This window comes from Cytobacillus firmus, assembly GCF_023657595.1.
Lineage (GTDB): Bacteria > Bacillota > Bacilli > Bacillales > Cytobacillaceae > Cytobacillus > Cytobacillus firmus_B.
Genome location: NZ_CP098323.1, coordinates 3,320,480 through 3,340,833 on the forward strand (window position 1 = coordinate 3,320,480; position 20,354 = coordinate 3,340,833).

Consider the following 20,354-nt stretch of genomic DNA (forward strand, 5'->3'; position numbering starts at 1 on the left):
TTATTTTATTTTCGATGCATTTTTTTTCAGTTAGGACATACATATAGGATAAACAGCCAGCAGCAATCCATTTTATACAGAAATTGAGGAGGCAGCGACATGTCCAGTATATCCAGACTAGCCCTACTAATTAAAGAAGATGTTAATCGTGATGAAAGTTCTATAGTAAATCTTTATAGCAATCTATTAAATGCCTGGTTCAAGCTCGTCATATGGTTTGGCATCCCATTTTTACTGTATCTCCTGGTCACCTGGCTCTAAAGAGCAAAGACTTCTGTGCTTTTTACACAGTGCTCTTATCATCATTGTTTGCAATATGCTTCAGCTTTCTGAGTATAACCCGCATGATATGCTTATACTCATCATCCTGAAACATTTCATAAAGAATACGATAATCATTGTATATATCAAGCAAACCATCAATCAGCACTTTTCTTTCTTTTATCCCTTCAAGCAATTCCTTTTCTGCCTTGCGGAATGAATGTGCCGTTTCCCTTAATTCAGGAAGCTTTTCTTTTTTATTGATCATATAGAGGAGCCCAAGCTTTTGAATAAATGCATCAGCACTTTCAGCATCCGCAACGAGTGTCAGCTCTTCTTCCCCTGCTTCCAGCCATTCCCCGTCATTAATTCTTGAAAGCTCATAAATAACATCTTCCCATGCATCTTCTTTGTATCTCCAAATTTCCGTCCTGAAGCCTACGATTTTGAAAAGATCCGAACCATACCCCTTGACTTGGACAAGGTCGCCAAAAAAGTATTTATATTCGATGTCAATATGCTCCTTTTCCATAATCTCACCTTCATACTCAGACAGCATTTGAAGGCTGGATTCCATATATAGGCCTTCACTTTTATTGACTTCATAGACGTACATATCATCTAGCCACTTTACATCTGTTACTTTTCCGACTGTACCATAAATAGTGATCACGACTGTATCACCGATTTTGTACTTGGGTTTTTTCTTTTTGCTCATTTCCTCCATCCTCTCAATGACTGAGTCGTGAGTAGTGAATACAATAGTATATGCACTTTTTATGAAAATCGTCCGTACGTTCATCACAATCAGCCATCTCAAAATAAAAAACACTCCTATGCAGGAGTGTTTCAAAATGTTCATTCAGCTTTCAGAGAGTACATACAATTGCCAGGCTTCATCGAAAATAGACATGGTCTCCAGATAGCTTCCGTTCAGTTCAAGGTAAGAGCTTACCTCATCATAATCATAAGCTGTTTTCGGAAAGCTGTGGTCCTCATATGCGTCATTGGCAAAACGGCTGATGTTATCCTTTGGTGCAGGATGTCTGTATTTCATTAAAAAGTGATAGAAAGTTTTTGACATACTAACGCCTTCCTTTTTATTCTGTCGTTCATTAATTTATTTTCTACTATAATCGAATTGTGCCAGGCTCGTCTACTTATAGACATTAAAAACAGCTCGCATATCTGCGGGCTGCTCTTTTCCTCACTTATCATAGGAAGAGAAATCAAAATAATTTCGCTTCAGCAGCCTTGGCTGCTCCATCAATTTTTCATAATTAATCTCTTGTCCGATCTTCTTGACATCAATCAAAAATAGCTGGTTCTCAATCGACTTAACAAGCTCATCTGACTGGTAAACCATATCACAATCCCTGCAGGAAATGGAAGGTGTCTCATTTATTTGGATGGCTCTTGTTCCATCAGGGAGCTCCCAATAAACCGTTTCACTGCTTTCACTTATATTTTGGCTTTCACACCAGGCACATTTATTTTCCATTCCTGTCCTCCTATTCCTTGGCAGCTGCAGCTTCTGAACCCGCTTCTGCTGCAGGACTCTGCTTTGTCTGCTGGGCATTGAATTTCTTTTCCTTTAATTCATCCCGTTTGCCCCGCTTATCTTTCAAAGAGCTGTGCTCTGGGTCGCTGTCATATTTTTCACGGCGATCCAGTCTTGCCAGGCCTTCAGGCACCAGGTTGAATTGCTGGTCATTCATTAGCGCCGCAATGCCTACATTTGATTTTTTCTCATCCATATCAGGATAAATTTCTTTAAAGTAGCCTTCTGCACGGCCTGGGACATAGTTTTCAGGCTCAGGATAAGTGGTGATTACACCTTCGAAATTGCGAAGGACCACTTTGTCAGCACTTTGCGAGATCAAATAATTCGGCTGCAGTGAAATCTTTCCGCCTCCGCCAGGCGCATCGACCACAAAAGTCGGGACAGCATAGCCGGATGTATGTCCCCTTAGCCCTTCAATAATTTCAAGCCCTTTCGAAACCGGAGCGCGGAAATGGCCAATGCCTTCAGAAAGATCACATTGGTATATATAATAAGGACGGACCCGGATTTTAACAAGGTCATGCATCAGTCTTTTCATAATTGGAACGCTGTCGTTTATGCCTGCCAAAATAACTGATTGATTACCCACGGGCACACCGGCATTTGCCAGCATCTCACATGCTCTCTTGGAATCTTCGGTAATTTCAATGGAAGTGTTAAAATGTGTATTTAACCACACTGGATGATACTTTTTCAGGATATTGCATAAATTCTCGGTGATCCGCTGGGGAAATACAACTGGAGCCCTCGTGCCAATTCTGATGATTTCAACATGGTCGATTTCACGCAAATTTTTCAGGATGTATTCAAGAATATTGTCATTGATCAAAAGTCCATCTCCGCCAGAAATAAGAACATCTCTAACCTGAGGAGCATTCCTGATATAGCTGATTGCCGCATCAAGCTGTTTTTTCGGTACACCCATTCCTATTTGTCCCGAGAACCTTCTTCTTGTACAATAACGGCAATACATTGAACATTGATTTGTTACCAAAAATAAGACCCGGTCGGGGTAGCGGTGCGTTAATCCCGGAACTGGGGAGTCTTCATCTTCGTGCAGCGGATCTTCAAGATCATATTTAGTTTTATAGATTTCATTTGAAATAGGGACGGATTGCATCCTCACCGGACACCGTGGGTCATCCGGATTCATAAGTGAAGCATAATAAGGTGTAATATTTAATGGAATGGTTTTTGCAGAAATCCTGACTCCTTCCTCCTCTTCAGGTGTAAGATTAATCACCTTTTTCAAATCATCAACTGTCCGAATGGTATTTGTCAGCTGCCAGAGCCAGTCATTCCATTGTTCTTCTGTGACGTCCTTCCAAAGCTCAATATCTTTCCAATGCCGATCCGGTTTATATAAAAAGTTCTTCATCTCTATTCCCCCTATATGAATTTCTATAAAATACACATTGCAAGTTTCATGCCAATTCTGAATATTTCGTACTATCATATGAAATCCCTTCCGGATTGGCGATTGTTTGCAACTTAAGGGATACTTTCATTTCCGTTAAAACAAAAAAGTGCCGATTACTCGGCACCTTCATGAGTGTTACTAACCAGGATTCTGTTATTCATTTCAATATTATATTTGGCCAGTTTATATTGCAGTGTCTGACGGGGCACCTCTAATAGCTTTGCGGCTTTTTTTATATTTCCGTTTGTTTCTTGAAGAGCCTTTTCGATTAAAGCTTTTTCCTGCTTTTCCATACTTGCCTTTAATGGCTGGATTTTTAATGAAAAATCCTGTTTATTCTTTTGAAGCTGCTGTTTCATTATAACTGGCAAATCCTCAGCTTTAAGTAAGTCTTCTTCACAGACATTCATCATGTACTCGATTGTATGCTTTAATTCCCTGACGTTTCCGGGCCAATGGTATTGTCTGAAAAAGGCCAGCACATCCTCTCCGATTCCTGAGAGGCTTTTGTGTAACACCTGATTAAATTGCTTAATAAAATAAAGGGCAAGAAATTCAATATCTTCCTTTCTCTCCCTTAGCGGCAGGAGCCCGAATGTGAGAACGTTTAAGCGGTAAAATAAGTCCTTTCTCATTTGGTTTTTCTCAAGTGCTTCCACTGGATGGATATTCATGGCTGCAATCACCCGTACATTGACCTGTGAACTCTTCGGACTTCCTACTCTTCGGACAATGCCATCCTCCAGCACTCTAAGCAGTTTAGCCTGCAGTTCAATCGGCATGGCATGTATTTCATCGAGAAAGAGTGTCCCGCCATCGGCTAATTCAAATAGCCCCGGCCGGTCTACTGCTCCAGTATAGCTTCCTTTAGCAGTCCCAAAAAGAATGCTTTCAAGCAAGGACTCCGGTATTGCCGCACAGTTCTGTGCAATAAATGGGCCTTCAGTTCTTGAGGAAGAATGATGAAGCCCCTGAACAAAGAGCTCCTTTCCGCACCCGCTTTCCCCAAACACAAGAATGGAAGAATCGGATTTTGCCAGTTTGGCTGCTTCCTTTTTAATATTTTTCATTTCCTTATTTATTGTGAGAAGGCTATCCAGTGTATACTGTACATTATTGGCAGCAGCCGCTTTGTTGAGGGGCTGTTTTATTTTTTTGCGCAAATCAAGAAGGCTTTCAGAAAGAAGCTTCAATCTGGAATAGTCCTTGGCAATCTCGACAGCTCCCGCTACCTTCCCATTAACAGTTATAGGGAGAGTGGTATTGATGGTTTCTATTTGTGCACCATGGAGGTTTACATAGGACTGAGTCTGATTATAAATCGGTGCTTTTGTTTTCATAACTTTTAATAAAGTGCTTGTCTCTTTATCCAATGAAGGAAAGACTTTCAGAACAGGTTTTCCGATTACCTCGGAAACCTCCAGACCATCATGTCTAGCAGCTATTTCATTATAAAAAATGGTAATTCCATTCAAATCCACTACATGAATCCCTTCATCAATGCCTTTTAATATGGCGGCCAGAACTTCTTTAGAAATACTTTGAGTTTCAATCATTAAATCCCCCCCACTTATGTATATGACAGGGTGCCGAAAACCTGTCAGGATTGTGCCGAAAATCCGGCACTTCTTTTTGAGGATCCGTCAATCCGAATAGGCTAAATTCTTTACCCAGACATTCATATTTTCAAGTTTATCGAAAATATAGCAGTTGTTAAGAAGACGGCCCCGATAGGAATAGCCAAGCTGATGCAGAACGGCATTCATACCGAATGACAGCGCTCTGGCGATGGAGTAGGCACAGAATACACCCTGCGATTTTAGATCTTTTTCCAATTTTTCGAGGAGTATTTTCATTAAACCATGTTTACGGTGGGATGGGAGTGTCGCACAATCTGTCAGTTCTGCGTTTTTATAAAAAAGATTGACCTCCGCTGATGCAGCACTGACAAGGTCACCTTTATACTTAAATGCGTAATAAATGGTTCCTTCCCGGATTGTCTTTTTTATATATGAGGGATCATGAAGAGGTGTTGGATAAATCTTAAATACTTCACTGTATAGTTCAGCCATTTTTTCAGCATCCTGCTCCGTTATTTTTATAAGCTGATATTCAGAAGGAGGCATAATGACATCCGGGTTTCTTTCAAGGGCGGTTACATTTTTAACGATGCTGTCTTCAGAGATCCAGTGTTCATTAGTTCTCCTTTCGTCAGAAAAATACTTACAGAAAAAGTATTGATCAGAGCCGCGGAAATATCCGTCGATAACAGCCTCGCACTGAAACCCCATCGCAAGAAGATCTATATAATTTTCAACTCTTCCCCTGAAAATTAATTTCTCATACTGGTATTCTTTTGCTGTTTTCTCTGCTTCATGGACGGCATCTGCCAATTTACCTGCATAATCGTCTACCCTTAATCGTTTATTGAATGAATCAAGATAGAATTCGGCCACAAAGCCTTCGTTTTTTAATGTTTTTACCGAAGCAGTATTATTCATTGCTAAGACCCCCTTCTATTAATAAAACTGCCCGGCCAGGGGGCCAGGCATTATGAAAGCTTAAAGAATACCCGCCAAAACAGCACTTTATCGCTAGTATTCTTTCTATTCAATCTTAGTCAATTTTAAAGCTGATAAGCTTCATCTCTGTCATTTCTTCAACAGCATATTTGATTCCTTCACGTCCCATTCCGCTCATTTTCACTCCTCCATATGGCATGTGGTCTACACGGAAGGTTGGGAAATCGTTCACCATTACTCCGCCGACATGAAGCACTTTTGCTGCTTTGAAGGCTTTGTTCACATCATTGGTGAAAACACCTGCCTGAAGGCCAAAATCTGAATCATTCACAAGTGCCAGCGCCTCTTCAAAGCTGCTGAATGAATTAATATGAACCACTGGTGCAAATGCTTCCTCACAAGAAATTTTTTCAGATTTGTCAACATTCAGCAGGACGGTCGGATACAATGTATTATCTGTCGCATTCCCGCCAAGAGCAAGCTCCGCTCCGCTTTCTATGGCACTCTTGATCCAGGTCTCTGCGCGTTCAGTGTCACTCCGGGAGATCATCGCTGAAATATCCGTATCCTCATTAAGCGGATCGCCGATTTTCAGCTTTTTGGCTTCCTCTACAAAACGCTCGGCAAATGTCTGGCAGAGAGATTTATGCACATAGATGCGCTGCACGGAAATACATACCTGACCCTGGAAGGCAAAAGCCCCGGCTGCGATACGCGGGACAATTTTCTCCACGTCTGCATTCTCATCCACAACAACTGCTGAATTCGAACCTAATTCAAGTGTTACTCTCTTCAAGCCTGCATGTTCGCGGATCTGCCTGCCTACTTCCGGGCTGCCTGTAAAAGTAATCATTGATATGCGTCCGTCGGCAACAAGTACATCCCCAACCGTTCCGCCGCTTCCGGTTACCACATTCAGCACTCCGGCAGGAAGTCCTGCTCTGTGGAAAATATCAGCAATTTTGTAGGCCGACATTGGCGTTTGAGATGCAGGTTTTAAAACAACCGTGTTGCCGGCCGCAATAGCCGGTCCCACTTTATGCGCAACCAGGTTCATAGGAAAATTGAATGGCGTGATGGCTCCGATAATCCCGAGAGGCTCACGTACTGTATAGGAGACTCTGCCTTCTCCTCCCGGAGCCGCATCCATTGGGATTGTTTCTCCATAAAGTCTGCGCGCTTCCTGGGCAGCGAAGGTATATGTCATGATGGTGCGGTCAACTTCTCCTCTAGCAGCCTTTATCGGCTTTGAAGCTTCTAGCGCAATAATTTTTGCGCACTCCTCTTTTTCCTCCTTCATGATGGCGACCACATTTTCCAGTATTTCCGCCCGTTTATGGGCAGGCATATCAGCTATTACTTTTCTGGATTGTTCTGCCGCATCAATTGCTGACTTCACATCGGAAGGAGTTGCCATGGCAACTTCTGCAATAACCTCCCCGCTATAAGGGCTCTTTAATGCTTTGTAATTCTCTGTTTCCTTGAACTTTCCGCTGATCCATAAATGTTGTTTCAATGGAAATCCTCCTTATGTGCAGCATTCACCTATTACTTCTTCCAGTATGGAAAATCCTTCATCAAGCTGTTCATTGGTTGTCACAAGGGGGCTGAGCAAACGAATAATATTGCCATATAAGCCGGCGCTCATTATGATGAGGCCGCGATTGTGTGCCTTTGACAGGATCTCCTGAACGATTTCTTTATTGGGTTCCTTTGTTTCCTGATCTTTAACAAATTCAATGGCACACATTGCTCCTAAAGAACGTACATCACCCACTTGCTTATATTTTAAAGGAAAATCAGAAAATTTTTCAGTGAAAAGACTTCCGATTTCATTTGCTCTTTCTAATAATCCTTCTTCCTCAATCGTCCGAATCACTTCTAATGCAGCTGCACAGCCTAGCGGACTGCCTCCATAAGTTCCGCCGACTTCACCAATATTTGGTGAATCCATTATGTCTGCTCTTCCAGTTACAGCACTGACCGGCAATCCGGCACCGATTGATTTAGACATGGTCATAAGATCCGGCACAACATCATAATGCTCCATGGCAAACATTTTGCCTGTCCTGCCAAATCCTGTCTGTACCTCATCAGCAATAAAAAGGATTCCATGTTTTTCACAAAGCGCTTTAACACCTTTTATAAAATGGGAAGACGGCATAACAAAACCGCCTTCACCCTGAACAGGCTCCATAATGACAGCAGCGACTTCTTCAGGCGGCACCTCGCTCAGAAAAAACGTTTCGAATCTTTTAAGCAGGGCATTATCATGGTCTTTATCCTTTAGGCCTTCGCTGCGGTAATAATAAGGATAAGGCCATTTATACGTTTCCGGCGCAAATGGCCCGAATTCATATTTATATGGTTTTACCTTGCTCGTTAAGCTCATGGACATATAGGTCCGGCCATGGAATCCCCTTTCAAATGATATAATTCCTTTTCTGCCTGTATATTTCCTTGCTATTTTAACCGCATTTTCCACTGCCTCTGCTCCAGTGCTTAAAAAGAAGGTTTTTTTGCTGTGATTGCCGGGTGTAATGCTGTTGAGTTTCTCTGCCAGCTTGATATAAGGCTCATACATCATGACATGGAAGCATGGGTGAAGATATTGGTCAATTTGGGCATGGAGCGCTTCAACAACCCTTGGCGGACAGTGTCCAACATTCAGGGCCCCGATTGCCCCCGCAAAATCAAGAAAAGTATTCCCATCTATATCTGTCAGAAGTGCTCCATCCCCTTTAGCAGCAAATGTCTGCATCGTGTTAAAGGGCCCCTTTGGGACATTCTTCTCTTTTTTAGCCAATAACTCCTTCGCTTTTGGTCCCGGCAGCTCTGTTCTTATATTAATTGATCCCATCCTTATTTCCCCTCTCCCTGATTAGTGCCGCACCATTCCAGTATGGCCAGAGCAATAATTTCAGCCGCATCAAAAACTTCCTCTAAGGAAATAAATTCGTTAACATCATGTGCGGCTTCCGTTACACCTGGTCCGAATACAACAACAGGTGTATTTCCTACTTTGGATAATATGCCTCCATCCGTGCCCCATGGTGATGCCTCAACTGCCGGCAGTTTTCCCTTTACAGTTTCAAAGGATTCCGATAATACAGCCATTAAAGGATGATCCTGCTCCAGATCTCCAGGCAGCCAGCGTCCGCCAAACCATTCAACTTGAGGAGGATTCTTTTTAAGCCACGGATCATTTTGTGCTGCTTCCTTCAGGCAATCTTCCAGCTCTTTTTCGGCCGATTTCATCTCTTCGTCCGGCGCTACCCCCATCCTTCCCTCTATGACAGCAATATCCGGTACGGAGGATGGCCACTCTCCGCTATATATTTTTCCGATATTAATAGGAATCGGAATAGGGATTTTTGAATAGAGCGGGTCTTCAATGTTAAGGTTCCTTAACTTCTCAAGCTCCTGAAGCTTTGTCATCACATACATTGCTTTTTCGATGGCATTGACGCCCTCATATCGGGTTCCGCCATGAGCTGAACGCCCTTTTACTGATATCCGAAACCACATCGAGCCCTGCTGTTTTGGAAATAGTTTCATATTTGTCGGTTCGGGAATGATTGCCCCATCCGCTGAGTATCCCCTGAGGACTGCTGCCAATGTACCCGCCCCGCCGCTTTCTTCTTCTATGACACTTTGAAAAATCACATCGCCTTTAAGCTTGATTCCAATCGCAATAATGGCTTCCATGGCAAGCAGGAGCGAAACGGTGCCGCCTTTCATATCGGTCGAACCACGGCCAAATAGCTTTCCATCTTCAATTCTTCCGCTAAATGGATCATGTTCCCAATCATTTCGGTCTCCCTCCGGAACGACATCAATATGGCCATTGAGGATGATCGACCTTCCTCCGCCTGTTCCTTTCAAAACAGCCACCACATTGGGATTTCCGGAAAAATCCTTTCGATCCGAACAAAAGGCAGGATGCTTAATCAATTGTTCCTTGCCGATTTCCCAAATATCAAGGGTTAGTCCAAGTTTGCGGCATTTTTCAATGATGACGGCCTGTGCACTGCTTTCATTTCCGCGGATGCTGCCTTCCTGGACTAGCTGCTGAAGAAGTCTTGTTCCTCTTTGCTTATTTTCTTCCAGCCATTGTTTAACCTTTGCATGATCATTCATATTCTCACTCCTTTTTAGACCAAAGCCAATATATCTATCAATTAATCACTCTCACATTCTCAGCAATTGTAAAACTGCAGCCCGTTTTTGCCCTTACTTCATTTATAGAGTGCGGCGCAAACAAGTCAGTCAGTGTGAGTCCATGAGCTGAGATTTGAAAGACAGCCATCTCTGTAATAATCATGTTTACACAGCGTGCTGATGTAAGAGGCAGGGTGCACTCGTCCACAATTTTGGAGTTCCCGTACTTGTCTGTCTGGTTCATAAGGACAATGACTTTTTTTGCTTTTTGGGCAAGCTCCATTGCACCGCCCATACCTGGAACTTTCTTTCCCGGTACAATCCAATTGGCCAGATCCCCTTTTCCGCTTACCTCCAGGGAGCCAAGAATCGTCATATCAACTCTTCCTCTGCGTATCATCCCGAATGCAATGGTGCTGTCGCAATATGAAGCACCTTTGACAATGGAAACCGGAAAACCTCCTGCATTACAGAGATTCTCATCTTCTTTCCCTTTCTCCGGACTTGGCCCCATACCTGTAATGCCATTTTCCGCATGAAACATTACGTTTGTCCCGGCAGGCAAATGATTGGGCACAAGCGATGGGATTCCAATTCCGAGATTTACAATCATTCCGTTCTTTATTTCCTCAGCAGCACGTTTGGCAATACGATTTCTAATTTCTACTCCCATGCCCATTTCCAATTCACTCCCTTCGAAGGAACGATATAATTAACGAAAACGCCCGGTGTTATAATTTCATCAGGATCCAGGCTGCCAAGCGGGACAATTTCTTCCACTTCCGCAATGGTCATATCACCAGCCATGGCGACAAGCGGGTTTGTGTTTCTGGCACTTTTGTCAAAAATTAAGTTCCCGTAAGGATCAGCTTTCTTAGCAAAAACAATCGATACATCTGCAGTCAGTGCCGTCTCGACAAGATACTTTTTTCCGCCCACGCTGCATGTTTGCTTATTGCCGGTCACAATGTCGTTATCAAGGCCAATGTCTGAAAGAATGGCAGGTATGCCGACTCCGCCAGCGCGTATTCTTTCTGCCAATATCCCCTGGGGTGAAAATTCCACCTCCATTTTTCCATCTGTCATAAGTTGGCCGGCAACGGGATTTGAGCCAATATGAGAAGCAATCATTTTTTTTGCCCTTCCCTGGCTTACCACCTTCCCGATTCCAATATGAGGAAAGCCTGAATCATTGCCAATAAGGGTTAAATCTTTGAATCCATTATCCAAAATGCCATCTATAAGGGATGGAGGGGTGCCAATTCCGCCGAAGCCGCCAAACATAATGATCATGCCGTCCCGAAAATGCTTCATTGCATCATCAAGTTTAATAATCTTATTAAATGTGTTCTCCATTGTTATTCAGCCTCTTCCTCCCCAGGGTTCAAATGATCTGCAAAAATCTGCAAAGTCTTTTCAAACCGCTTTACCAGATCATCAATTTCCCTTTTGGTAATGGTCAGCGGCGGTGCAATCAATACGGCATCTCCGTCTGTACCATTTGTGCCCGCACCTGCAGGGTAAATAAGCAGACCCTGTTCCTGCGCTTCCTGTATTAACCTCTGAGTCAGACCGAAGCTTTTTGTAAACGGCTCTTTAGTCAGAGGATCCATTACAAATTCAAGTCCGACCATTAGCCCTTTTCCCCTTACATCACCAATAAAGGGAAATTTGGATTGCAGCTTAGTCAATTTATTTCTTAAATACACTCCTTTGCTTTCTGCTTCCGGGATAATATTGTTTTTCTCAATATATTCAAGCACTGCGAGGGAAACTGCACATGACTGCGGATTAGCACTTAACGTATGACCGCTCATAATGCTTTTTGAACCTGCCAGTATGGGCTCCATTACTTCATCGCTTACAAGTGCAGCCGCAATCGGGGCATACCCGGCTCCCATTCCTTTTCCAAGTGCGACGATATCAGGCTTTATATTCCAATGCTCACAGGCAAGCATGGTGCCTGTTCTGCCAAAACCAGTCATCACCTCATCAGCAATAAATAATATGTCATTCCGCTCACAAATTTCTTTGATTATCCGGTAGTAATCCTTTGGAGGTGCAATAGCCCCCCCTGCAGCCCCAATGACTGGCTCTGCGATAAACGCAGCAATATTCTCTGGCCCTATCCGTTTAATGACGGTTTCAAGTTCATGTGCACACAGATAACCGCATTCAGGGGCTTCCAGATTGTATGGGCACCTATAGCAATATGGAGGATGAATGACAGGGAAATCCTCCAGCAGCGGTATGAAGCGAGCCCTTCTGCCCGTATGTCCTGACATTGATAAAGCTCCAAGGGTTATGCCATGATAGCTCATCCACCTTGAGAGCACCTTTGTTTTTGTCACAATGCCTTTTTCCTGCCAGTACTGAATCGCTATTTTCATAGCTGTTTCTGTGGCCTCAGACCCGCTGTTCACAAAAAAGCTCCAATTCAAGTCGCCAATCGCAGCCTCCGCTATTTTATGGGCAAGCTTTTCAGCTGCCCCGCTCGTAAATTGCGATCGATATACAAAAGAAACTTTTTTTGCCTGTTCATGCATTGCCTCAATGATTTCCTCCACACCATGGCCAATATTGGCTGTTATCGCGCCAGATGACGCATCCAGGTATTCCTTTCCGTCCATGTCATATAAATAAACTCCCCTGCCATAATCTATGATCGGGTACTGCGCATCAAGCATCGGCTTAATCAAGTTCGACTGGTTCATCAGCGTACTCCCTCCAACAATAATTGCGAAATTTGCCTGCGGCTAATCAATATCCGCCGATGGCTTCATGAGCTTTCACAGCAAATCCTCAATTCTACAAGCCAACTATTCTCTACCATTTGGCAATATAGTAAATTGTATGAAGTCACTTAAGAAATCTTTCATAAAAGAATTTTGCAGAGTTATCTATTTTTCGCTGCAAATAAAAACAGCCGCTATCAAGCGGCTGCTCAAAATTCATTTTCCTAATTCTGTTCAATCCAAATTTCACTTTCAGAACCTTGTGCTTTTATAACTGCTTTCCCTCCAATTGGGATAGTGGCATAGGGCTGTACATGGCCGAAGTTTACATTTGTGATTACAGGTATGCCTCGAAGCTCTTTTTTGGATACAATAATTTTCTTCAGTGCTTCATCTGTCACTTGAGAATTTTTCTGAAACCTTCCAATGAGGATTCCTTTGATGTCACGGGCATCAGGCAGGTGCAGAAGTGATTGAAGATCCCGATCAAAGGTGAGAGCATGTGATTCCTCATCATCTTCAATAAATAAGATTGAATCCTTTAAAGAGGGCATGAACTCTGTCCCCTGCAGCAAATTAAGCGTGCATAAATTCCCTCCAATTAATCTGCCTTCTGCAATCCCTTCCTGGATTACCGTATACCCATTATTTTTGATGAAATGCCTGTCTTCCTGATCGAGATACCATGGATCATCACTCCAATGTGATGATGCTGCAATTTCATATGGGGCATCGTTTGTTACTGCGTTAATAAAAGATTCCAAAGTGTACTCAAACCCATGCTTTACACCGAAGCTTGAAAAATGCGGGCCAGAATAGGTGATCAAACCTGTTTTTTTATAAATGGCTCCCTGCAGTGCAGTGATATCACTAAATCCGCAAAAGATTTTTGGATTATTTTTTATAATCTCGAAGTCTATGTAATTTAAAAGCTGGTTGGCGTTATAGCCGCCGATCACTGTCAGAATTCCCTTTACATTAGGGTCAGTAAAAGCATCATGCAAATCTTCAATTCTTTCTTTTATAGAAGTACTGAAAAACTCATCATGCTCTTCTCCATTTTTGCCGTATGTCACTGTGAACCCCAGCTGGTTCAGCCGCTCCTGGGCAATTCGCAATTGTTCTCCTTTTATGATGGCCATACTTCTGGACGGTGCAATGACCCGGATCTCATCGCCGGGCTTTAATCGCTCTGCAAGCATTGTGTCCTCTCCTTTTTCACTTTCAGACTTAGATTGTTTTACATTTTATCAAATACGGGGTCGTTAGGAAATAACTGTTTTTATTGTAAGGCTCTTTTTCAAAGATTATTGTTGTTTATGTATTCAGCCCGTTGATTTCCGCTCCAGGCACGCAGCGAACCCGCGGGGAGGAATGCGAGCCTCCTCCCGCAGGACATTGAATAAGCTTCCTCGAAGAACACCGCACGAAGGAAATGCGTCAGCATTTTCGAGGATCAAGTGCCTACAGCGAAGATCAGCTCAGCAAAATTAAACAAAGTTATGATAAAGCAACATAGTTTAAGAAAACAGCCTATTAAAAAAAGGCCTGCTTTCCAGCACGGCCTTCTGTTCTTATACTAATGCAGGTTCTCTTCTTGGTGCATTACTTGTCTTTTCGATAATATCCCTTGCAATCCAGACACCGCAGGCACCCGCCTGTGCAAGTCCTCTGGTGATGCCTGCACCATCCCCGCCGACATATAGTCCGCTGATTTCCGTTTCGAAACGGTCATTCAACTTGGGACGTGCAGAGTAGAATTTTGCCTCCACACCATAGAATAGGGTATGTTCTGATGCAAGGCCAGGAGATACATGGTTTAATGCCTCTGTCATTTCAATCAGGCTTTTCATTGTATTATATGGAAGCACAAGGCCTAAGTCGCCAGGCACCGCTTCCTTTAAGGTTGGTTCAAGGAAGCCTTCCTTAATTCTCTTCTCGGTAGATCTTCTTCCTTTTAATATATCTCCATACTTTTGAACAATGATTCCGCCGTTTGAAAGGCTGTTGGCAAGCCTGGAAATTTCATGCGCATATTCATTTGGCTTATCAAACGGTTCCGAGAATGTATGAGATACCAGCAGCGCAAAGTTCGTATTCGGGCTTCCCAGCTTAGGGTCTTTGTAAGCATGGCCATTCGCAAGCATGATTCCTGAGTGGTTTTCCACTACAACATGGCCGGAAGGATTGCTGCAGAATGTCCGCACTCTTGTACCGACAGATGTATTAAATGTGAACTTTCCTTCGTAAAGATGTTTATTGATCTCTTCCATGACAATATCCGAAGTTTCAACCCGCACGCCAATATCTACCTGGTTATTGATCATCTTCAAACGGCGTGACTTCAGGAGGTTTGCCAGCCAAACTGATCCATCTCTCCCTGGTGCTACAACCACCTTATCAGCATGAACTTCATTTCCGGACTTAAGCTTAACTCCCATAATGCGATGGCCATCAGGGGTTTTCTCTGTTATGAGATCTTCAACCTCTGTCTTATAGGACATATCAATTTTTTCACGTAAATATTCATAAATGCTCTTTAGGATTTCAAGATTCTGCTCGGTGCCCAAATGTCTGACCTGTGCACGAAGCAGTTTAAGTCCTGCTGCATATCCGCGGCGCTCGATATCCCTCACTTCATCTGTCATTGGGTCTGTAATGCTTTCAGTCGCGCCGTGTTTCAAATTGATTTCGTCTACATATTTTATCAGATCAACAACCTGGGAGTCAGGGAGATAATCGGTCATCCAGCCGCCAAACTCACTCGTAATATTGAATTTTCCATCTGAATAAGCCCCTGCTCCGCCAAATCCATTCGTGATAGAGCAAGCCGGCAGGCAGCCGGCAAATTCTTTTCTTCCTGCTGCCGGCGGGCATTTAGCAATCTTTTTCTGTAAAATCGGACAATTTCTTTTAAAAATATCGTGTCCTTTATCAATTAATAAAACTTTTGCTTCAGGCATTTTCAATGTTAATTCATAACAAGTAAATATTCCAGCCGGTCCAGCACCGACCACAATAACATCATAATTTGTATTCATCGTCCTTTTCCCCCAGACGCATTATTCGTTAATTTCATCAACCAAAGGTAACTATATCAAAAACAATAGAACAGGTCAACGTTTATACGAACTTTTTATTTAAGTTTATATATATTGTTCGTATTTACGATAATTTATGTAAAATTCCGTTAATAATTCCGTGTCCAAAAAACAGAAGGCTGCTCATTACGAGCAGCCTTCACAACATCCATTTATATTACCAATTTCCGCAGCAGCATGCTCCGATAATAATCAATAGAATGAACAATACGACGATCAATGCAAAACCGCCATATCCACATCCTCCATAATGAGCACCAGCAACAGGATAGCCATATCCCGGATAACATTGGTCGTAGCCAGCACCGGCAACTGCACCTTTATACATGAATAATCACTCCTCAACAAGATTTCTTGGGCATTTTCAATATTAATGTATGTAGGGTGAACTTGACCCGCATGTGCATATGCCCATTTTTATAAAAAAACGCTCTAACTCCATTTTAAAACCTTCCCCCTTAGCCATTAATAGGGTACGATAAACGTAAGAGATTCAGATAAGAAGCGGAGGATTCAAACCAATGAAGAGAAGGAAGATTGGCATATATTTTTTTATCATCACTTTTATATATGGTTTGTATCATTTGTTTGATAGCCTATCTAAAGTTGAAGGGGCAAATCCAACTAACATGTATCAAAAGCTATCGTCAAAAGAAAATATCAATTACCTGATTATCGGGGATAGCATTGGCAGGGGGTCAGGTGCGACCTCCAAATCATCGGCATGGTTTACAAGGCTTGAGAAGCATCTGCATAGTGAATTTGGGATTAAAGCCAAAAGACATTCCATCGTCCAAAGTGGTGCGACTGCCTTTGAAGGTTTATATAAGCTTCAGCAATCCGAACATTTAGGGAAAATTGATTTAACTTTTATTGTATTTGGGGAGAATGACCGCAAATATATGGATGAGACGCAATTTTCATATTTCTACGAAGGGCTTATCCGGAAAACAAAACAGCTTTACCCTGATACCGAGATCATAACTATTACAGAAAACCCTCTTGATAATGAAGCGTTCGTTCAGGCGATTATTAATATTTCCAGCCATTATGGCGCAAAAAATGTGGATATGAGAAAGCCTTTTGAATTATCGGGATTACCTGCAGAGGAACTGACAAAGGATTTAGTCCATCCAAATGATGACGGCTATGAAATATATGCAGATACCTTGATAAAGAAAATAAGGGAGCTTACCGGCAGTCATGCAGATATTGCTGAGCTTTCTGCCCCCATTCATGAAAATGCGGACATCGAAATATCATCCATCCCTCATGTGACAGATATATCTGGATCATTTATTCACAAAGACGGCATTTGGGAGAGCCGCAAGGCGGGAGACACTCTTGAATATCAATTTAGCGGCCCTTTCCTTGGGGTCGATATGATTCGAAGCGAAAAAGGCGGGAAGATGGATGTGTTTATAGATGATGTGTATATTACATCCTTATCCGCCTGGTGGCCGCTGACTAAAGAAAGATATCAATATATTGTCAGCGGTCTCGAAGACGGACAGCATTTAGTGAAATTTATTGTGGCCAATGAAAAATCCGTGAATAACAGTACTGACGATGCCGTTATTCAAATCTCCTCCATCCTCACCAGGGCAGACCAATGAAGGGCAAAAGCAGAAGAAGACTGAAAAAACAACTCGAAAAAAGCCGCCAATATTATCAGCGGCTTTTTCTCATTATTTCGCAGTAACTGTCATTACTGTTGAAGTACCTCTCGTTACAGCTCCTGCTGCATTTTTCTCAAGAGAAGCAACCTGGTCGCCATTAGTGATTATGATTGGCGTTACTGTGCTCTTTGCCTTTTCTTTAACCAGCGCTAAATCAAACGTGACAAGCTTATCACCTTCGCTGACCTTTGAACCCTCAGAAATATGTGTCTCGAATCCTTCCCCTTTCATCGAGACCGTTTCAAGACCAATATGGATTAAAACCTCCGCACCATTCTCAGCACGAATGCCAATGGCATGCTTGGTAGGGAATACTTGCACTACTTCTCCATTTACCGGGGAAACAACAACCCCTTCTGAAGGTTCAATTGCAATACCGTCACCCATCATTCTTTCTGCAAATACAGGATCAGGCACCTCTTCCAGATTAACTGCTGTACCCGTCAAAGCAGCCTTAATCTCAATTGCTTTGACCGCTTCCTTTTTGCCAAATAATTTCTTAAACATAAAAACACCATCCATTTCTTAATTTTCATTATTAAATAATTTCAGATATTCTTCATAGCCTTCTTCCTCCAGTTTTTCCTTAGGAATAAACTTGAGTGCAGCAGAATTAATGCAATAACGGAGGCCCGCAGGTCCCGGCCCATCATCAAAAACATGACCAAGATGGGAATCGGCTGATTTGCTTCTCACTTCTGTTCTGACCATAAAGTGACTGCGGTCTTCTTTTTCAACAACTTCTTCATCCTGTAGGGGTTTTGTAAAGCTGGGCCAGCCGCATCCTGCGTCATATTTATCTTTTGAGCTGAAGAGAGGCTTTCCGGAAACGATATCCACATAAATCCCATCTTTAAATTCATTCCAATACTCATTGCGGAATGGCGGCTCTGTGCCATTATTCTGAGTTACTTCATATTGCATGGGATCAAGTTTCTGCTTTAAATCTTCTCTATTATTTGCCATTATTCTTCACCCCAATGTTTATTAATAAATGCTTTTCTTCCAGAGCCGGTTTGATAGGCATTGTATCTTTCCGGATTTTTTTTGTAATAGTGCTGATGATATTCCTCTGCAGGATAAAAGTCTGAAGCAGGCAGAATCCTGGTAACAATCGGTTTTGTAAATGGACCAGTCTCTTCAAGCTTTTGTTTTGATTCTTCTGCTAACTGCTTTTGTTTTTCATTGTGATAAAAAATCGCTGTCTGATAGGATTGGCCGCGATCATAGAACTGCCCGCCGGCATCTGTAGGGTCAATCTGCTGCCAATATAATTCAAGCAGCTTTTCATATGGGTAGACCTCAGGATCAAATGTGATCTGAACCGCTTCATAATGGCCAGTTGTTTCCGAACAGACTTGCTGGTAAGTAGGGTTTTCTACATTCCCTCCGGTATATCCGGATAGTACTTCTTTTATTCCAGGCTGTTCATCAAAAGGCTTTACCATGCACCAGAAGCAGCCTCCTGCGAAGCTTGCCTTTTCGTATTGTTTCACTGTCATTCTGCTCCACCTCTTTCCGGCACTTTTCTATCTTTTACTTTTTCCCTTAAAATGATGATTTAAAGCTATATACATAAGATTAATGAAAAGATTCATTTTATGCAAAAGAAACCTCTTTACAAAAGAGGTTTCTGAATCTTTACATTCTTTTATTCTTTGCTCCAGCACTTATTTTTTTCCAGCGTTTGCGTTCTTCAGATTGGGCTCGTTTATCCTGCTTTCTATCCAGATATGCGAGTTCCTTGAGAAGCTTCTTATAGCTGCTAAGACGTGCTCCTGATATGCTTCCTTCTTCTATTAGCATATGCACAGCGCATCCCGGCTCATTTTCATGTGTACAGTCCCTGAATCTGCAATTTTCAGCGGCTTTCTCAATATCTGTAAAGCTTTCTGAAAGACCGCTTTCGCTATCCCACAGCTGAAGCTCTCTCATTCCTGGGGTATCAATCAGTATGGCACCCTCAGGAAGAAGGATGAGCTCCCTGTGAGTAGTTGTATGCTTTCCTTTGTCATCACTTATTCGAATATCCTGGACCTTTTGCTTTTCCGCGCCAAGAAGATAATTGGTAAGCGTGGACTTTCCAACACCTGAAGAGCCGAGCAGTGCGATTGTTTTTCCAGGCTCCAAAAACGGCTTAAGCAGGTCTATTCCCTTCTCTTCCATCACGCTGATTGAGAGAACAGGAACACCCATGGCGACGGTGTCCACCTCAGCAAGCTTTTCTTCCAGATTCTCACAAAGGTCAGCCTTGGTAAGAACAATCACTGGAGCTGCCCCGCTTTCCCATGTTAAAAGCAAATAACGTTCCAATCTTCTTAAGTTTAGATCCTCATTAAGAGAATTAACCAGGAATATGGTGTCTACATTAGCAGCTACAATTTGTTCTTCCGTATTCACCCCTGCTGCCTTCCTTGAAAATTTGCTTTTTCTTGGAAGGACAGCATGAATAGTACCCCGCTGTTCATCCGCTCTTTCTTTGATGACAACCCAGTCACCTACAGCAGGAAAATCCTCCCTTGATGATGCATCGAAAGAAAATTTTCCTGATACTTCACAGAGCATTTCACCCTTATCTGTCCATACACGATACATTCTTTTATGCTCTAAAGCCACCCGGCCCATTTGATATTCTTTTTCTTCATACGCTGAAAAAGCGGCTTTAAAAAAGGGATCGAATCCAAGTTTATTAATTGTCAATGTTTGTTCCTCCATGCTTATCGAATATTTTTTTACATACAAAAAACCATAGGCAATCAGCCCATGGTTTGATCATGCAAAGTTCAATAAGCAGAAAAAAACAATCTGGTCCGCTCGATTAAACGAATTCCATTTGGGCTGTGCCTGAATTATTTACAATGGACGTATTTGCGTAAAATTCTCTTGTCATAGCACATCACCCGCTTTCGTT

The 20,354-nt window shown here is 42.5% G+C and carries 21 protein-coding genes; 2 read left to right on the forward strand and 19 right to left on the reverse strand.

The window, feature by feature from the left end:
- Positions 1–99 precede the first annotated feature (99 nt).
- Positions 100–261 carry a hypothetical protein gene (locus NAF01_RS16775; protein WP_156185135.1) on the forward strand — a complete coding sequence of 54 codons (162 nt, stop codon included), beginning with the start codon at positions 100–102 and terminating at the stop codon, positions 259–261.
- A 22-nt stretch (positions 262–283) separates the two neighbouring features.
- On the opposite strand, the gene NAF01_RS16780 is transcribed toward NAF01_RS16775, so the two are convergent.
- From NAF01_RS16780 to NAF01_RS25000, 15 genes are all read right to left on the reverse strand, one after another.
- Complete coding sequence (locus tag NAF01_RS16780) at positions 284–979, reverse strand: hypothetical protein (protein WP_048009437.1); 696 nt, start codon at positions 977–979, stop codon at positions 284–286.
- A gap of 144 nt (positions 980–1,123) precedes the next feature.
- Positions 1,124–1,345, reverse strand: a complete 222-nt coding sequence (locus NAF01_RS16785; RefSeq protein WP_048009369.1) for a YozE family protein — start codon at positions 1,343–1,345, stop codon at positions 1,124–1,126.
- 123 nt (positions 1,346–1,468) lie between these two features.
- Positions 1,469–1,762, reverse strand: coding sequence for a YokU family protein (locus NAF01_RS16790; protein WP_250800824.1), 294 nt, complete (start codon positions 1,760–1,762; stop codon positions 1,469–1,471).
- A gap of 10 nt (positions 1,763–1,772) precedes the next feature.
- Positions 1,773–3,203, reverse strand: a complete 1,431-nt coding sequence (gene ablA / locus NAF01_RS16795; RefSeq protein WP_048009371.1) for a lysine 2,3-aminomutase — start codon at positions 3,201–3,203, stop codon at positions 1,773–1,775.
- 155 nt (positions 3,204–3,358) lie between these two features.
- Positions 3,359–4,801 (reverse strand): sigma-54 interaction domain-containing protein, encoded by a 1,443-nt coding sequence (locus NAF01_RS16800; protein ID WP_222498031.1) that lies wholly within the window; start codon positions 4,799–4,801, stop codon positions 3,359–3,361.
- A gap of 87 nt (positions 4,802–4,888) precedes the next feature.
- Entirely contained in the window at positions 4,889–5,746 is an 858-nt protein-coding gene (ablB, locus tag NAF01_RS16805; RefSeq protein ID WP_222498029.1) for a putative beta-lysine N-acetyltransferase, read from the reverse strand.
- Between the two features lie 115 nt (positions 5,747–5,861).
- Complete coding sequence (locus tag NAF01_RS16810) at positions 5,862–7,283, reverse strand: aldehyde dehydrogenase family protein (protein ID WP_250800828.1); 1,422 nt, start codon at positions 7,281–7,283, stop codon at positions 5,862–5,864.
- Positions 7,284–7,295: 12 nt separating this feature from the next.
- Positions 7,296–8,627 carry a 4-aminobutyrate--2-oxoglutarate transaminase gene (gabT, locus tag NAF01_RS16815; RefSeq protein ID WP_250800831.1) on the reverse strand — a complete coding sequence of 444 codons (1,332 nt, stop codon included), beginning with the start codon at positions 8,625–8,627 and terminating at the stop codon, positions 7,296–7,298.
- A 2-nt stretch (positions 8,628–8,629) separates the two neighbouring features.
- Positions 8,630–9,907: a peptidase gene (locus NAF01_RS16820; RefSeq protein ID WP_226618442.1), complete on the reverse strand. Its 1,278-nt coding sequence runs from the start codon at positions 9,905–9,907 to the stop codon at positions 8,630–8,632.
- Between the two features lie 37 nt (positions 9,908–9,944).
- Positions 9,945–10,607, reverse strand: a complete 663-nt coding sequence (locus NAF01_RS16825; protein WP_226618441.1) for a 3-oxoacid CoA-transferase subunit B — start codon at positions 10,605–10,607, stop codon at positions 9,945–9,947.
- Positions 10,592–11,284, reverse strand: a complete 693-nt coding sequence (locus NAF01_RS16830) for a CoA transferase subunit A (RefSeq protein ID WP_222498022.1) — start codon at positions 11,282–11,284, stop codon at positions 10,592–10,594. The genes NAF01_RS16825 and NAF01_RS16830 overlap by 16 nt, the downstream gene beginning before the upstream one ends.
- A 2-nt stretch (positions 11,285–11,286) precedes the next feature.
- Positions 11,287–12,642, reverse strand: coding sequence for an aspartate aminotransferase family protein (locus NAF01_RS16835; RefSeq protein WP_226618440.1), 1,356 nt, complete (start codon positions 12,640–12,642; stop codon positions 11,287–11,289).
- 245 nt (positions 12,643–12,887) lie between these two features.
- Entirely contained in the window at positions 12,888–13,865 is a 978-nt protein-coding gene (locus NAF01_RS16840) for a S66 family peptidase (protein ID WP_226618439.1), read from the reverse strand.
- 372 nt (positions 13,866–14,237) lie between these two features.
- Complete coding sequence (locus tag NAF01_RS16845) at positions 14,238–15,704, reverse strand: NAD(P)/FAD-dependent oxidoreductase (RefSeq protein WP_197247734.1); 1,467 nt, start codon at positions 15,702–15,704, stop codon at positions 14,238–14,240.
- 217 nt (positions 15,705–15,921) lie between these two features.
- On the reverse strand, positions 15,922–16,092 hold the full coding sequence (locus tag NAF01_RS25000) for a YjcZ family sporulation protein (protein ID WP_048009382.1): 171 nt from the start codon (positions 16,090–16,092) through the stop codon (positions 15,922–15,924).
- Between the two features lie 193 nt (positions 16,093–16,285).
- Here NAF01_RS25000 and NAF01_RS16855 point away from each other — a divergent pair, with 193 nt between their 5' ends.
- Positions 16,286–17,380 (forward strand): SGNH/GDSL hydrolase family protein, encoded by a 1,095-nt coding sequence (locus tag NAF01_RS16855; RefSeq protein WP_226618438.1) that lies wholly within the window; start codon positions 16,286–16,288, stop codon positions 17,378–17,380.
- Positions 17,381–17,452: 72 nt separating this feature from the next.
- On the opposite strand, the gene NAF01_RS16860 is transcribed toward NAF01_RS16855, so the two are convergent.
- The 4 genes from NAF01_RS16860 to rsgA form a co-directional block, all read right to left on the reverse strand.
- Positions 17,453–17,950 carry a PTS sugar transporter subunit IIA gene (locus NAF01_RS16860; RefSeq protein ID WP_222498012.1) on the reverse strand — a complete coding sequence of 166 codons (498 nt, stop codon included), beginning with the start codon at positions 17,948–17,950 and terminating at the stop codon, positions 17,453–17,455.
- A gap of 18 nt (positions 17,951–17,968) precedes the next feature.
- Complete coding sequence (gene msrB / locus NAF01_RS16865; protein ID WP_250800832.1) at positions 17,969–18,409, reverse strand: peptide-methionine (R)-S-oxide reductase MsrB; 441 nt, start codon at positions 18,407–18,409, stop codon at positions 17,969–17,971.
- A complete protein-coding gene (gene msrA / locus NAF01_RS16870; RefSeq protein WP_226618436.1) occupies positions 18,409–18,945 on the reverse strand; it encodes a peptide-methionine (S)-S-oxide reductase MsrA in 537 nt (178 codons plus the stop codon). Before msrA ends, msrB begins: the two co-directional genes overlap by 1 nt.
- 139 nt (positions 18,946–19,084) lie before the next feature.
- On the reverse strand, positions 19,085–20,143 hold the full coding sequence (gene rsgA / locus NAF01_RS16875) for a ribosome small subunit-dependent GTPase A (RefSeq protein WP_250800834.1): 1,059 nt from the start codon (positions 20,141–20,143) through the stop codon (positions 19,085–19,087).
- Positions 20,144–20,354 lie beyond the last annotated feature (211 nt).